The organism is Thioalkalivibrio sp. AKL7 (genome assembly GCF_000381705.1).
GTDB classification, from domain to species: Bacteria; Pseudomonadota; Gammaproteobacteria; order Ectothiorhodospirales; family Ectothiorhodospiraceae; genus Thioalkalivibrio; species Thioalkalivibrio versutus.
This window is the reverse complement of sequence record NZ_KB906948.1, coordinates 98,216-113,009: the sequence shown is the minus strand read 5'-3', so window position 1 is coordinate 113,009 and position 14,794 is coordinate 98,216. Positions and strand designations below refer to the sequence as shown.

The 14,794-nt window shown below is 67.5% G+C and carries 14 protein-coding genes; 11 read left to right on the top strand and 3 right to left on the bottom strand.

The annotated features are described in order from the left end of the window. Positions 1-10 precede the first annotated feature (10 nt). The 4 genes from G315_RS0103385 to G315_RS0103370 all read left to right on the top strand — a co-directional run bounded on the left by G315_RS0103385 (position 11) and on the right by G315_RS0103370 (position 3,328). A complete protein-coding gene (locus G315_RS0103385) occupies positions 11-937 on the top strand; it encodes a metal ABC transporter substrate-binding protein (protein ID WP_019611927.1) in 927 nt (308 codons plus the stop codon). 92 nt (positions 938-1,029) lie between these two features. Continuing rightward, positions 1,030-1,638, top strand: a complete 609-nt coding sequence (locus tag G315_RS0103380; protein ID WP_026287955.1) for an ATP-binding cassette domain-containing protein — start codon at positions 1,030-1,032, stop codon at positions 1,636-1,638. Beyond that, complete coding sequence (locus tag G315_RS0103375) at positions 1,628-2,398, top strand: metal ABC transporter permease (protein WP_018938328.1); 771 nt, start codon at positions 1,628-1,630, stop codon at positions 2,396-2,398. The genes G315_RS0103380 and G315_RS0103375 overlap by 11 nt, the downstream gene beginning before the upstream one ends. A gap of 51 nt (positions 2,399-2,449) precedes the next feature. Further along, a complete protein-coding gene (locus G315_RS0103370; RefSeq protein ID WP_018938329.1) occupies positions 2,450-3,328 on the top strand; it encodes a hypothetical protein in 879 nt (292 codons plus the stop codon). A gap of 285 nt (positions 3,329-3,613) precedes the next feature. Here the strand turns inward: G315_RS0103370 and folE2 are convergent, their stop codons facing one another. Then, entirely contained in the window at positions 3,614-4,558 is a 945-nt protein-coding gene (gene folE2, locus G315_RS0103365) for a GTP cyclohydrolase FolE2 (RefSeq protein WP_081618757.1), read from the bottom strand. Between the two features lie 115 nt (positions 4,559-4,673). On the opposite strand from folE2, the gene dksA reads away from it, so the two are divergent. From dksA to G315_RS14025, 4 genes are all read left to right on the top strand, one after another. Continuing rightward, positions 4,674-5,075, top strand: coding sequence for an RNA polymerase-binding protein DksA (dksA, locus tag G315_RS0103360; protein ID WP_018938331.1), 402 nt, complete (start codon positions 4,674-4,676; stop codon positions 5,073-5,075). 38 nt (positions 5,076-5,113) lie between these two features. Then, positions 5,114-6,376 (top strand): zinc metallochaperone GTPase ZigA, encoded by a 1,263-nt coding sequence (gene zigA, locus G315_RS0103355; RefSeq protein ID WP_018938332.1) that lies wholly within the window; start codon positions 5,114-5,116, stop codon positions 6,374-6,376. Then, complete coding sequence (locus tag G315_RS0103350; RefSeq protein ID WP_026287956.1) at positions 6,373-7,017, top strand: DUF1826 domain-containing protein; 645 nt, start codon at positions 6,373-6,375, stop codon at positions 7,015-7,017. Before zigA ends, G315_RS0103350 begins: the two co-directional genes overlap by 4 nt. Before the next feature lie 154 nt (positions 7,018-7,171). Next, positions 7,172-7,657 carry a hypothetical protein gene (locus tag G315_RS14025; RefSeq protein WP_081618756.1) on the top strand — a complete coding sequence of 162 codons (486 nt, stop codon included), beginning with the start codon at positions 7,172-7,174 and terminating at the stop codon, positions 7,655-7,657. Positions 7,658-7,771: 114 nt separating this feature from the next. Here G315_RS14025 and G315_RS0103345 read toward each other — a convergent pair whose 3' ends face one another. Continuing rightward, positions 7,772-8,695: a histone deacetylase family protein gene (locus G315_RS0103345; RefSeq protein ID WP_018938334.1), complete on the bottom strand. Its 924-nt coding sequence runs from the start codon at positions 8,693-8,695 to the stop codon at positions 7,772-7,774. 39 nt (positions 8,696-8,734) lie between these two features. Between G315_RS0103345 and G315_RS0103340 the strand changes: the two genes are divergently transcribed. The 3 genes from G315_RS0103340 to G315_RS0103330 all read left to right on the top strand — a co-directional run bounded on the left by G315_RS0103340 (position 8,735) and on the right by G315_RS0103330 (position 13,293). Beyond that, the gene (locus G315_RS0103340) at positions 8,735-11,416 is read left to right on the top strand and encodes a bifunctional acetate--CoA ligase family protein/GNAT family N-acetyltransferase (protein ID WP_019611926.1); all 2,682 of its coding nucleotides are present in this window, start codon (positions 8,735-8,737) and stop codon (positions 11,414-11,416) included. Positions 11,417-11,543: 127 nt separating this feature from the next. Further along, positions 11,544-12,503 carry a YafY family protein gene (locus G315_RS0103335; RefSeq protein WP_019611925.1) on the top strand — a complete coding sequence of 320 codons (960 nt, stop codon included), beginning with the start codon at positions 11,544-11,546 and terminating at the stop codon, positions 12,501-12,503. A 379-nt stretch (positions 12,504-12,882) separates the two neighbouring features. Next, positions 12,883-13,293, top strand: coding sequence for an HIRAN domain-containing protein (locus G315_RS0103330; protein ID WP_018144761.1), 411 nt, complete (start codon positions 12,883-12,885; stop codon positions 13,291-13,293). Between the two features lie 46 nt (positions 13,294-13,339). Here G315_RS0103330 and G315_RS0103325 read toward each other — a convergent pair whose 3' ends face one another. Next, on the bottom strand, positions 13,340-14,707 hold the full coding sequence (locus G315_RS0103325; RefSeq protein WP_018144762.1) for an NAD-dependent succinate-semialdehyde dehydrogenase: 1,368 nt from the start codon (positions 14,705-14,707) through the stop codon (positions 13,340-13,342). Positions 14,708-14,794 lie beyond the last annotated feature (87 nt).

Sequence of the window (14,794 nt, the reverse complement as noted above, 5' to 3'; positions counted from 1 at the left end):
GGAGTCCCGCATGTTTTTTAGCAAGACTCGCACCCGTATCACCCGTACGCTCGCCGCTGTTACCTCGGTGGCGGCGCTTACCCTCATCCTGCTGCCGTCGCAGGCCGCCGCCGGACTGAACATCGTCGCCACCACCTCCACCCTGGGCGCCCTGGCCCGCGAGATTGGCGGCGACGAGGCCGAGGTCCGCGTGCTCGCACCGCCGGACCGCGATGCCCATTACCTCGACGCCCGCCCCAGCTTCATGGCCGCCCTGCGCCGGGCCGACATGCTGCTCGAGATCGGCGCCGGCCTGGAGGAAGGCTGGCTGCCGGCCGCCCAGCGTGGCGCCAGCAACCGCGCCATCAACTCCGGCCAACCGGGGCACTTCCGATCGGCGGACATGATCGAACTGCGCCGCTCCATCACCATGGACGGACCGAACATGGGCCACGTGCATGAAGAGGGTAACCCACACTTCAACGCCGATCCTTTGCGTATGGCCGAACTCGCTCTAGCCCTGGGCGCGCGCATGGGCGAGCTCCGCCCCGACCAAGCCGACACCTTCATGGAGCGCGCCGAACGTACCGCCGAACGCCTGCGCGAACATGCCGAGGCCCTGGCCGAACAGGTAGAACCGGATCAGCGCATCGTGGTGTATCACGAGGATCTCGACTACCTGGAAGAATGGCTGCCGGTGGAGATCGTCGGCTACCTCGAACCCGCCCCGGGCATCCCGCCGACCGCGCGCCACCTGCGCAGCCTGGTCAGTGATCTCGAAGGCACCGAGGGCACCGTCCTGTACGCCGAATTCCAGCCGCCGCGCGGCGCCGAGTTCCTGGAGCGCAATCTCGGCTGGCCCACCCATGCCGTGCCGCTGGATCCGCCCGCCGATTCGGCGCTGGAGGGTTATCTGGATCTGATGACCACCTGGGCGCAAAGCCTGCCCCAGCGGTAACCTGCCGGCACAAGCCTGCTGAAGGTTCGGACCCGGAAAGTCACTTTCCGGGTCCGTTATCATTTGCGCCTTCCCAACTCTGTCGAGCCCACATGCCGCCGAACGCCACCCCTGCCATCCTGAGCGTGCAGTCCGCCCGGCTCGGATTTGATCGTCCGGTGCTGGGGCCATTGTCAGTTGATATACCCAATGGTGCGCGCTGGGCCTTGACCGGCCCCAATGGCGTTGGCAAATCCCTGCTACTGAAGGCCGTTACGGGCCAGGCACGGGTGCATGGCGGCCGGCTGCACCTCGCACCCAATGTTGATGTCAGCTTGCTGGGACAGGACCATCCCCGGCGACAGCCTTGGCCCTTGTCCGGACACGACTGGTTCCGGGCGATGGGGGCAAATACTCCGGATCAACCCCGCATACAGGCACTGCTCGATCGCCGGCTCGACCGCCTGAGCGGCGGTCAGTGGCAACTCCTGCGTCTCGCCGCCGCGTTGCACAGCGGCAGCGCACAACCGTCACGTGAGCGCTTGGTCCTGCTGGACGAGCCGGCCAACCACCTTGACGCCGAGGTGCGGGGTGACGCCGTCGACCTGATCGCCGCACTTCCAGCCAACGCGACACTGGTCATGACCAGCCACGATGATGACTTCCTGCGAGCCATCGGCGTGGAGAACCACCCACTAGAGGGCTACTTCGATGCTGGGTGACCTCCTGCTCGTTCCGTTCGTCGCCGGGCTGCTGGTCACGGCTGTACTCGCGCTGGCCGGAGCCGGGCTGTTCCTGCGCGGCTCAGTCTGGCAGGCACTGGCACTTGGCCAATGGGCGGCGGCCGGCGGGGTCCTGGCCTCCGTGCTGCACTGGCCGGTACTGCCCGTGGCACTGGCCCTAGGCGCTGGCGTAATGGCGCTGCTGCAACGCACTCCGGACCGCGAGCGTCTACCGCTTGCCGTTTTCCTAGCCGGACTGGCCGCGGTCACGTTGCTCGCGGCCAATTTCTCGCAGGCCAGCCTCGCCGCCGCGGCCTGGGCCGAGGGTCAGCTGTACTTCGCGGGACCGCAGGAACTCTGGGCTGTTGCGGCACTGGCACTCGCCAGTCTCATGTTAGTACCCGGCTTGCTGAAGGTATGGCGCCATGCTCAGCTCGCCCCCGACGTGCCCGCCAAGCGCGCCCCGGCAGCATGGCTGCGCCTGACGGAGATTGCCTGGCTGGTGGCGGCGATCGTGCTCGGCAGCATGGTCCTGGGCCTGCCAGCCGCGCTAGCCAGCCTGCTGCTCCCAGCCTGGGGCGCCGCCCATCTGGCGCGCGACCTTCGCGGCCACTTCCTGTGGGCGCAGTCGCTCGCCCTGGCAGGATTCCTGATCGCCTGGAGTCTAAGCCTCCCGCTGGACCAGCCCTTCGCCCCGGTACTCGTACTGGTGAACGTCGTACTCGCTCTCGTCGCCCGCATGGTCGCGATCTGGCGCTGAACTGACGGCCCTCGGCCTATTCAATTCGAGGGCCGACCCAGGAGTTGAAAAATGCCTCTCAAAACTACGCACAAGAAAAGCTCCCACACGACTTCATCGACCGCCAAGGCAGCGGATTCGCCGATCTTCCAGGCGATCGAGAAGCTCCAGGGTGAGCGTCCCTGGGGCAGTTTTCTGGATGCCGGAACCGGGCGGAAGTCGGTCGAATGGATATGTGGCCTGGACACCGAGCGCTGGACGGCCGTAACTGCCTCCAATCAGATGGCGACGACCGTGAAGAAGGCAGCGGGCACGGCCCGTCGCCGCCAGGACCGCATCATGGTCGGCAACTGGATGTCGGAGCAGCTGCTGTTTGGTGAACGCTTCGATACCGTCCTGCTCGACTACTTCATCGGCGCGATCGAAGGCTTCGCCCCCTACTGGCAGGACCGCGCACTGCACCGGCTGCGACCCCACGTGGGCGAGCGGCTGTATCTCGTCGGCGTGGAACCCTATGTAATGACCGAACCCAAGACCGAGTCCGACCGCATCGTGCGCGAAATCGGTCGCCTGCGGGATGCCTGCCTGCTGCTCGCGGGGAACCGCCCCTATCGCGAATACCCTTCGTCCTGGGTCATGCGCCATCTCGGGATCGCCGGCTTCCGGGTTCTGGATGTCCGCTATTTCCCGATTCACTACCGCGAGCGCTTCGTCAACGGCCAGCTCGACCTGTGCCTGCGCCAGCTGTCGCACTTCAATGACGATAGCCTGGCAAAGGCCATGCACCAGAAGATCGAGGCGCTGCGGGAAACCGCCCTGCCGCTGGCCCGAAGCAAGGAGGGCCTCCGGCACGGGGCGGATTACCTGATCGCGGCCGAGCCGATGGCCGACCGGCATCGCAGCCTGCCCGACGCGGCAGGCACCCCGCAGTCAGTGCCGTCCGGGCCGTAGCACGGGCTACGCCATCGTCCCCCTGGGCCCGAACAGGCCTCAGTCCGTTTGACAATGCACCGCAAGTGCGTATGATTCTCATTTAGATGCGCAGCCCGGACAGCTGTGTGTCGCCAGGACGAACGGTGACTTCCTGCCTTTGGTCTCTCCAACCTCCGTAAGCATTGCCGCCGGATTGCGTATCCGGCGGCTTTTTTACGTGTCCACACACTTGCCGAAAAGCGACGTGGCAGATGCCTGACCAACCCCACCGCCTTGTGGCGGTCCACGGTCCGACTGGCTGCTTCAGCGTTCCGCTGACGGCAGACGCACGACCCGCGCCACGGCGTCGTGTGCATGCAGGCTCTCGCGGTGGCGAACCTGGATGCGATAGCCGCGGGCGGAGTACTCCGGGCGCAGGGTGCTGTCCAGGCGCCGTACGGCGTCTTCGCAGAACATCAGGTTGCGGCCGTTGGCGAGCGCGAAGGCCTTCTCGTCGATACGCTTTACCGCGGTCTGCAGGGCGGTGCCCAGCGCCTGTTCGACGCGATCGATCAGGTCGGGCAGGGGCAACCTCGATACCAGCGGATCCAGACCGACCGTGACGGTTGCCTCGCTGCGCTGGCTATGGGGCGTCGCGACAATGCCCTCGGCCCGGCCCAGCCATTCGCGCACGGTTGCCGCATCCACGGCCGAGCGTGTGAAGTCGCGGTCGAACTGTTCCTGGATCGCCTGCCGCGCCAGGGCGGCGGAGCAGGGACAGGTGGAGGAATAGCCCACCTGAACCTCCAGCTCCAGGGACACCGCCCCGGACTCGCTGCGTGCAGCGATCCGGAACGGGTAGCGCTTCCAGCCCGCGGCGGCACTGACCAGGGCCGGCCGTTCCAGCGGCAGCTCCCCGGCAAGACGGACCTCGGCCACGCTGGACAGACCATCGTGCGAAGCCAGAAACGCCTCGAGCACGCCACACAGGCGCGCAACGTCCAACTCGCGGGACTCCAGCTGCCGTAGGGCCCCGTAGAGCCGTGACATATGGATGCCGCGCGCGCCCGCGTCGTCGAGGCTCACTCCCGCGCTAGCCCGGGCGATCACTGGCTGGCCGGTCAGATACAGCGGAAGGGTGATGTCTTCCATACCCACCCAGTCGAGCGCGGAGGCGTGCGTAGCAGCCGACGCGGCAATATCCGGTAGCGGATCCGGCGCGGAGGTTTCCCTATCCGGCGAGACCGGAGACACACATTTAGAGGACATAAGACACCTTGTTGCAGGCGGGTCGACCCCATCACAGGACGGTGGCCGATCCGTGTTGTCGGGGCTCAATCGAAACGTTATGGTATAACATCCCACGCGCAACCGACGGAACCCCATGACCCGTGACGAACTGCTGGCCATGCCTGACGAGGCCTACATGAACGAGGCCCAGCTTGCGTACTTCCGCGAGCGCCTGCTCGACATGCGCGAGGAGATCCTGGCCGACATGGAGGGCGCCCGGGACGGACTGCGCGACAACGAACGCACCCCGGACGAGCTCGACCGGGCGGCAATGGAGGAGTCGCGTCTTCTGTCGATGCGGGTGCAGGAGCGCGAAGGCCGCCTACTCCGAAAGATCGATGCGGCCCTGTTCCGCGTCGAAACCGGCGATTACGGCTACTGCGAGGTAAGCGGCGAACCGATCGGTCTGCCCCGCCTGCTGGCACGCCCGACGGCGACCCTCTGCATCGAGGTCAAGGAACGCCAGGAAAAGACCGAACACGTCTACAGCCGATAGCCCCGAACACTGCCCGCAACCGAATATCAGGAGGCACCATGAAACGTCTGCCCGTTACCGTCCTTTCCGGCTTTCTCGGAGCCGGCAAGACCACCCTGCTAAACAATATCCTGCACAATCAGGCAGGCCTGCGCGTCGCCGTGATCGTCAACGACATGAGCGAGGTGAATATCGATAGCGCCATGATCCGTGGCGGTCAGGATGCGGTTACCCGCACCGACGCCCGCATGGTCGAGATGACCAACGGCTGTATCTGCTGCACGTTGCGCGACGACCTCCTGGTCGAGGTTCGCCGTCTCGCCGAATCCGGCCAGTACGATCACCTCGTGATCGAGTCCACCGGCATCTCCGAACCCATGCCGGTGGCCGCCACCTTTGCCTTCCGCGACGAGGATGGCCAGTGCCTGGACGACGTGGCGCGTCTGGACACCATGGTGACGGTCGTGGACGCCGGCGCGCTGTTGCAGGATTACGCCTCCAGCGACTTCCTGGGCGAGCGCGGCGAGTCCCTGGGTGAAGACGACGAACGTACGGTGGTCGACCTGCTGGTGGACCAGATCGAGTTCGCGGACGTAATCATCCTCAACAAGATGGACCGTGCCTCGGCGGATCAGGTGGATACCGTGCGCGGTGTGGTGCGCGCCCTAAACCGCGAAGCCAAGGTCATCGAGACCACCCACGGCAAGGTATCGCCGCAGCAACTGCTGGGCACCGGGCGTTTCGATTTCGACCGCGCCTCCCAGGCCGCCGGCTGGGCCCAGGAAATGATGGGTGGACATACCCCGGAGACCGAGGAATACGGCATCTCCAGCATCGTTTACCGCGTCAATCGGCCGTTCCACCCGGAGCGCTTCTTCGCCCTCCTGCACGAGGAGTGGCCCGGCATCATCCGCAGCAAGGGCTGGTTCTGGCTGGCCTCGCGCCCCGACTGGGTCGGCACCCTGTCTCAGGCTGGCGGCGCGCTGACTCACCACGCCGCGGGGTTCTGGTGGGCCTCCGTACCCCCCGAAAAGCGTCCGACCGACGAAGACTGGTGGGCAACCGCAATCGCTCCCGTCTGGGATGAACATTTCGGCGACCGGCGCCAGGAAATCGTGCTGATCGGCATCCACATGGACGCGGATGCGATGCGCAAGCGTCTCGACGCATGTCTCCTGACGGACGACGAGATGACAGCCGGTCCAGAACGCTGGCTGAGCTACGCGGACCCCTTCCCGGTCTGGCACCTGGGGCCCGAGGCCGCGGAGCGCGAGGCGGAAGCCCCGGCCGCCAGCGACACTCGGTCGGACGTTCCCGCATGACGGCTACTCAAACCTCGCCACCAGCCGCGGCGCGTTCGCGGCACCGCTTTGTTGACCGGGCTGCCGAGCTCAAGGGCATTCACCGCAACGATGTGAATGCCCTCATATGGCGGCGGTGCATGAATGCACCGTTGCAGGAGCAGGCCCGCGCACTAGCCGCAAGTGAAAGCGACATGGTCCTGAACACCTGCTGCCGGCCAGACCAAGTGCGTGAACGGCTTCTGGAGCACACCGCCCTGTCCCCGTTCAGGGTCCACCGTCTGGCATACGACCTCGAGCGGCTGGCACACAACTTCGCGGTGGCCGCCCACGCGCTCAGCGTTCGCATCCAGCTCGAGGTTCTGCACGGTCAACCGTGTCCGATGTTCCATGTCGACAACAACGTCCTGCGGATGGTCTGCAGCTACACCGGACCCGGGACCGAATATGCAGACGATCGCTACGTGAACCGGGACCGGCTGCGTTGTGGCGACAACGAGGGCGTTCTCGGGGGGCATCCGCCGGTGACGCTGGATACCGGGGCCGTCATCCTCATGAAAGGCGAGCGCTCACCCACTTGCGCAGGCCTGGGGGCGGTCCATCGCTCACCGCCACTGGCGGACAATGCCCGACGCCTGCTCGTGCGGCTCGACCACCCCTGATCGAACACCATCCCATAGCTCCAAAAGAAGCCCGGGAGACGCGGAGCGATCACAGGATCCGCATCTTGCCGCAAAAACTGCGATTCATTGCTTGACTCCCGCCTCCCCTTCGAGGAACATAAATGCGAATCGTTCTCGTTTGCAAGGAGTTAACATGTTCACCCTCGACGCATGGCTTGAAAACCCCGACCCCTCGCTGCGGATCATCGACGATCACTCCCGCCGGGTCGTGGCCGAGTGGCGCGGGCAGGAACTCCGGGATCTGCTGGACTCGGGCATCATTGCCCCGACCGATTGCTGCGGCCCGCATAGCCGCGACACCGTCCACGAAACCATCCGGAACCTGATCCTGGAGGCCTGCCTCGAAGGCATTACCGTCCAGCGCAGGGCGCCGCAGCCACGCCCGGACGCCCAGGCACCCCCAATGGCAAACCGATCCAGAGTTAACGCTGCAAACCCTGAAAAGCGCCATTGCCGCCCGCACTCCGGCCGACCAGCCGACCCACAGCGCAACCGCCAGCGGCGAGTCACCTGTGCACAAGGCCCAGCAGGAGCCCCCCGCCCCACGAAAAAGACTCGCAACGCGGCCAAGGGGCATGTCCTCCACCTGATGTTTCGGAAGCACCCACCACTTCACTGATTCCGATGAACCGCGCCGGGCGCATCGTTCACCCGAAGTCACCGAGGCAGGGACTCGCGTGCCGATGGCCCCGCCCCTCGCCCCGCTACGGGTCAGAAGTGTGCGCGGGTGTGCTCAGAACGGACCAAGGACACGCATATGCGCCACCACACTGCGTCCCAGGGCGCTCAGGGCGTAGCCACCCTCCAGCATGGAGACCACGCGCCCATCGGCGTGACGCTCGGCCAGGGCCACCAGCTCACGAGTGATCCAGGCGTAGTCATCCTCGGCCAGCAACAGGCGCGAGAGTTCGTCCTCGCGATGGGCATCGAATCCGGCGGAGATCAGCACGAGTTCCGGGGCAAAGGCGTCCAGCGCATCGAACCAGGCCCCAGCCACCGCGTCGCGCCACTGTTCCCCCGACGATCCGCCGGGTACCGGGACATTCAGGCAGTTGTCGGCCAGCGGCGGGATGCCCGACCCGGGATAAGCCGGATGCTCGAAGGCGGAAGCGAACAGGATAGCGTCATCACCCGCCACCAGGGACTCGGTGCCGTCGCCATGGTGCACGTCGAAGTCGACGATGGCGATGCGCCCCACACCATGGCGCTCCTGTGCATGGCGGGCGGCAATCACCACGTTGTTGAACAGGCAGAACCCGGCCGCCCGGTCGGCACGGGCGTGGTGCCCCGGTGGCCGCACCGCGCAGAAGGCCCGCCGGTTCGCCGCCCCCATAACCCAGTCCACCGCGCCAATGCCCGCGCCGGCCGCCAGCAACGCGGCCTCGCGACTCCCCGGCGACAAGGCCGTGTCGCCATCCAGCATCACCCGCCCCCCTTCCGGGACGTGCTGCTGGATGGTGTCGATAAAGTCGCGTGTGTGAACCCGGCGCAGGTCCGCCCGCGTCGCCGGGAACGCCTCGCGATGCAGGACCCACGGATCCAGCCCGCTGGCCACCAGCTGGTCACGGATTGCGCTCAGCCGCTCCGGACATTCCGGGTGGCCGGGACCATTGTCGTGCTCAAGGCCGGCGTCCGGCGAGAAGAACGCTAGATTCATGCTATGAAGACACTGGGCACGTCATAACCGAGAGCATGCATGGGAACCCACATCCTGGACAAGCTGTTCAATCCGCGCGGTGTCGCCGTGTTCGGCGCATCCGAACGCGAGGGCAGCGTCGGCCGCACGGTGCTGGCCAACCTCCTGGCGGCCGGCTTCAAGCGCACCCTGCTCCCGGTAAATCCCAAATACGCCGAGGTACAGGGCCTGCACTGCGTGCCCGAGCTGAAACCCGGCGAGCACATGGTGGACCTGGCGCTGATCGCCACCCCGGCTCGGGCCGTCCCCGGCATCCTGCGCAACTGTGGCGAGGCGGGCCTGCGCGGCGCCGTCATCCTCTCGGCCGGCTTCGGCGAAGCCGGCCGAGAGGGCGAACGCCTGCAGCAGGAATGCGTCGAGATCGCACAGCGTTACCGCATGCGCCTGATCGGCCCCAACTGCCTGGGCATCATGCGCCCGGGCATCGGGCTCAACGCGACCTTCAGCCACAACCAGGCGCTGCCCGGCAAGCTCGGGCTGATCTCCAGCTCCGGGGCGCTGATCACCGCCGTCCTGGACTGGGCGGAGCCCACCGGCATCGGGTTTTCCAGCGTGGCCTCGACCGGCGACGCCGCAGACGTCGACTTCGGCGAGCTGCTGGACTACCTCGCGGTGGACCCCGAGACCCAGGGCATCCTGCTGTACGTCGAGGGCATCCGCCACACGCGGCGCTTTCTGTCGGGCTTGCGCGCCGCCGCGCGCATGAAGCCCGTGGTAGTCCTCAAGTCCGCTCGCCACGCGGCCACCGCCCAGGCGGCCGCCACCCATACCGGGGCGATGATGGGCTCCGATGCGGTGTTCGACGCGGCCCTGCAGCGCGCCGGTGTGGTCCGGGTGGAGCGCGTGTCGCAGTGGTTTTCCGCAGCCCAGACACTGGCCAGCGGCGTGCGCCTGCGCGGCGAGGATCTCGCCATCCTCACCAACGGCGGCGGACCCGGCGTGATGGCCGTGGACCGGGCCGCCGACCTCGGCCTGAACCTGGCCACGCTGGCCGACGGCACGCTGGAGGCACTCAACGCCCTGCTGCCCGCCCACTGGTCGCATGGCAACCCGGTGGACATCCTCGGCGACGCCACCCCCGAACGCTATGGCGAAGCCCTGCGCATCGTGCTCGCGGACCCCGGGGTTCACATGGCGAGCGTCCTGCTCACCCCGCAGGCCATGACCGACCCCGACGCCTGTGCCGAGGCCGTGATCGAACAGGCCCGCAAAAGCCACAAGCCGGTGCTGGCCTGCTGGATGGGCGACCCGCTGGTGGCCCGCGCCCGGAATCGCTTCGACGCGGAAGGGATCCCCCAGTTCCGCACGCCCGAAGGCGCGGTCGAGACCTTCGCCTGGCTGATCGAACACCGACGCAACCAGCGCATGCTGCTGCAGGTCCCCGGCCCCCGCAGCGATGACCAGCCCGCGGATATCGAGGGCGCGCGCCTGATCCTGCAACACGCACGCAGCCAGGGCCGCAGGGTCCTGAGCATGCGCGAGTCCCGGGCCGTGCTGGCCGCCTTCCACATCCCCTGCAGTCCCAGCATCCTCGCCCGCGATCCGGCCGACGCGATGCTGGCCGCCGAGACCCTGGGCTTCCCGGTCGCGCTCAAGATCAGTGCGCCCGACCTCACCCACAAGAGCGACTTTGGCGGTGTACGACTCAACCTGCGCAGCGTGCAGGCCGTGCGCCAGCAGGCCCAGGAGATGCTCGACCAGATCCACGAGCAATTCCCGGAGGTCGAAGTTGAAGGCGTGAGCGTGGAACGCATGGCCGAGGTCGGGCATGTTCGCGAACTGCTGGTGGGGATCTCGCGCGACCCGGTGTTCGGCCCGGTCATCGCCTTCGGACTGGGCGGGACCGCGGTGGAGGTCATCGGCGACCAGGCCGTCGCCCTGCCGCCGTTGAACCCCTCGCTGGCCCGGCGCCTGATGGCGCAGACTCGCGCGGCGCGCACCCTTGGCACCTTTCGCGGCGCGCCCCCGGTGCGCGAGGGCGCGGTGGAACAGGTCCTGCTCCGGGTCTCGGAGATGGCCTGCGAGCTACCCGAACTCGCGGCGCTGGATATCAACCCCCTGCAGGCCGGCGAGAACGGCGTGATGGCCGTGGACGCCCGCATCGAACTGGCCGATCCCGCGCACGACGGCCGTGACTACGCACACATGGCCATCCACCCCTATCCCGGCCACATGGCCCGGAAGGTCACCACCCGCGACGGCCATGAGCTCGAGCTCCGGCCGATCCGGCCCGAGGACGCTGCCATCGAGCAGGAATTCGTGCGCAGCCTGTCGGAGAAGTCCCGCTATCTCCGGTTCATGCGCTCGATGGACGAACTCACGCCCGAGATGCTCGTGCGCTTCACCCAGATCGACTACGACCGCGAGATGGCCTTTATCGCGGTCGACCACCACACGGGCCGGGAGGTGCAGGTCGGCGTCGCCCGCTACACCACCGAACCCGACGGCGAGAGCGCGGAGTTCGCCGTGGTCATCAGTGACGCCTGGCAGGGCCGCGGTGTGGGCAGCCTCCTGATGGAGGCGGTCATCGATTCCGCCCGCAACGCCGGCCTGCGCGAACTGTTTGGCGAGGTGCTGCGCCACAACGGCGGCATGCTCGCGCTCGCCCAACGCCACGGCTTCCAGCGCGAGATCCTCGCCTCCGACGAGGAGATCATCCGCGTCAGCCGGCGCCTCCACTGACCACCGGGACGGTCGCCCGCAAGCGCCGCAAGCGACCCGGCGGGCATCCGGCGCCCCGGCGCGTCGCTTGCGGGGCCCCGGGCGAATGGGTAGCGTCCCCGGGCATGCATCGACCCCTGCCCCGCCCGTGAACCGCGCCGAGCGTATCTTTCACCTGCACCGATTGTTGCAGGGGCGGCGGCCGCCCTCGCTGGCCGACCTGATGGAGCGTCTCGAGGTCTCGCGCGCGACCGTCAAGCGCGACCTCGAATACATGCGCGACTTCATGCAGGCACCCATCGAATACGATGCCCAGGCCAATGGCTACCGCTACGCACAGGATGCCCCGGCGTTCGAGCTGCCGGGGCTGTGGTTCAACGAATCCGAGCTGCTGGCGCTGCTGACCATGGAGCAACTCCTGGAGGACGTGCAGCCCGGGTTGCTGGCGCCCACGCTGGGGCCACTGAAGGGCCGCATCCGCGAGCTGCTCGCCAGCGGCGGGCACCAGCCGGACACCGTGCGCCGCCGCATCCACATCCAGCCGCTGGCCCAGCGCGGCAGCCGCGGCGAAAGCTTTCAGGCCGTGGCCGCTGCGACCCTGGACGAGCACCCCGTCGAGATCGAGTATCACGGCCGTGCCCGGGACGCCGCGAGTTGTCGCGTCGTGCACCCGCAGCGCCTGCTCTACTACCGCGACAACTGGTACCTGATCGCCTGGTGCGAGCAGGCCCGGGACCTGCGCACCTTCGCCCTGGAGCGCATCCGCTCGGTGCAGCCGGTGGAGTCCGCCTACCGCACCATCGACGAGGCGACCCTGGATGCTCATACGGGGGACGCCTTTGGCATCTTCACCGGTCCCGCACAGGAATGGGCCGTGCTGCGCTTCACCCCGGAACATGCCCGCTGGGTCGCCGACGAGATCTGGCACCCGGAGCAGATCGGCGAATACGAGGGCGACGCGTATCGCCTCCGTATTCCCTACGCCGACCCGACCGAGCTGGTCCAGGAGATCCTGCGCCACGGTCCGGGCGTCGAGGTGCTGGCGCCCGCCGACCTGCGCCAGCGCGTGGCCAGCGACCTCGCGCGCGCCGCTCACCAGTACACCTAGGGAAACACGGATTAATGTACACGCTCGCGCTCGAGTCGCTTTTGCGTGCGAACAAGGCGCGGCGACCGCCGTGCAGTCATTCTGCACAAGGGAGCCGCAACGCCGTGCGTGCGCAAAAGAGGCCGAGCCCCTTCGGGGTTGGCACCCCAGGTTCCCCGATCCTGCGTTGCGGCCCGAATCGGTCAAAAACGGGCCGGTAGAACCACTACCGGCTGCGCGCCGCGCCTTGGCTCGGAAAACCTGGGGTACCAACGCGAGTGTGTACATTAATCCGTGTTTCCCTAGGCCAACGGATAAGAACCGATTTCGGGGGTGGCTCATCCTGTGAGCCACCCCCGGTGCTACAACGGACACCCAGGCAACACCGAGGAGTCCGAACATGTCGCACAACCGCCAGGCACGCCCCGTCCCGCCGCTCGCCGGCTACTACGCCGAGCGCGGCACCTACAACCGCACCGCCACCACCGAGGAACTGCTGGACCGCATCCCCCTGGCCGGCTTCCGCCACCACGAGGCGCCCCGGCTGTGGGAGATCCTCAAGCGCGGCCAGGCCCTGACCGTGGAACGCGAACGCACCAACACCCACGACGGCCGGGCCGTCGCCGTGCGCTGGATGGACCATCACCTGGGCTATCTGCCTCGCGACCGCAACGGCCTGGCCGCCCAGCTACTGGACCAGGACCAGCCCCTGATCGCCCGCATCCTCGAGAAGCGCGATCACGCCGACCGCCACCACCGTCTCGAGCTCGGCCTCTACCGCGCGAAGTCGAGGCCCACCCCGGCCCACTAGACCCACATACTCGAGGCGACGCGGATCAACCTTCGATGGGCACCGATCAACCGACCCAGATGGTCTTGGCGTTGACGAATTCGCGGATGCCGAGCTCGGAGAGTTCGCGGCCGTAGCCGGAGTCCTTCACGCCGCCGAAGGGCAGGCGCGGGTCGCTCTTGACGATGCCGTTGACGAAGGCGCAGCCGCATTCCAGACGCCGAGCCAGGGCCTCGCCACGTACCGGATCGGCGGTCCAGACGCTGCCGCCCAGGCCGAAGCGCGAGCGGTTGGCGAGCTCGATGGCATGATCCGCGTCGCGCGCCCGGGTGACCGCCGCGACCGGGCCGAAGGTCTCCTCGTCGAAGGCCGCCATGCCGGGCTCCACGGCATCCAGTAGCGTGGGCGGGTAGAAGTACCCCGCCCCGTCGCGGGGCTCGCCACCCGCCACCAGGCGGGCGCCGGCCGCCACGCTGCGAGTCACCTGGTCGTGCAACTCGCTACGCAGGTCATCGCGCGCCAGCGGTCCGATGTTCGTTCCCTCGTCCATCGGATCCCCGATGACCAGGGCCTCGATGGCCGCCTGGAAGCGTTCGACGAAGGCATCCGCGATGGCCTCCTCGACGATGAAGCGCTTGGCGGCGATGCAGGTCTCGCCGTTGTTCTGGAAGCGCCCGCGTACCGCCTGCTCCACGGTGTGGTCGAGATCGGCATCCGCCAGCACGACGAAGGCATCCGAGCCGCCCAGTTCCAGCACCGAGGACTTCAGGGCCTTGCCGGCCGCAGCCCCCACCGCGCGGCCGGCGCCTTCGGAGCCGGTCAGGCTGACGCCCTGCACGCGACGGTCAGAGATGATGCCCTCCACCGCATCGGAGCCAACCGGCAGGTTGCGGAACACGCCCTCGGGAAAACCGGCCGCTGTGAACACCCGTTCCAGATGTTCGGCACATCCGGGGACATTGGACGCGTGCTTCAGCAGCACGGTATTGCCGGCCAGCGTGGCCGGGATCGCCTGGCGAAAGGCCTGCCAGTAGGGAAAGTTCCAGGGCATCACCAGCAACACGGTCCCCAGTGGCTGCCAGGCGATGAAGGAACGGCTCGCATCCGAGGCGATCATCGTGTCCTGCAGCAAGTCCGGGCCGTGCTCGGCGTAGTACTCGCAGGCGTTGGCACACTTGTCGACCTCGGCGCGCGCCTCGACCAGCCGCTTGCCCATCTCGCGGGTGGCGGTGGTCGCCAGGGTCTCGCGCGCGTCGCGCAGCACCCCGGCCAGGTCGTGCAGGCGGGCGGCGCGCTCCGCCACCGGGCGTGCCGCCCAGTCCGGTGCGGCGCTGGCCGCGCGTGCCAGGGCGGCCTCCAGCCCGTCCCGATCCATGCGGGGATAACGCGCGAGCATCTCGCCGGTCGCAGGGTTGATCGCGGTCAGTTCGGTCATGTCGGCGCCTCGGATTGGTGACCCGGAAACAGGCCACGGGAAACACAGGTCAACTATTTGCTAGTTTGAACAATGCGGGTCACCCGA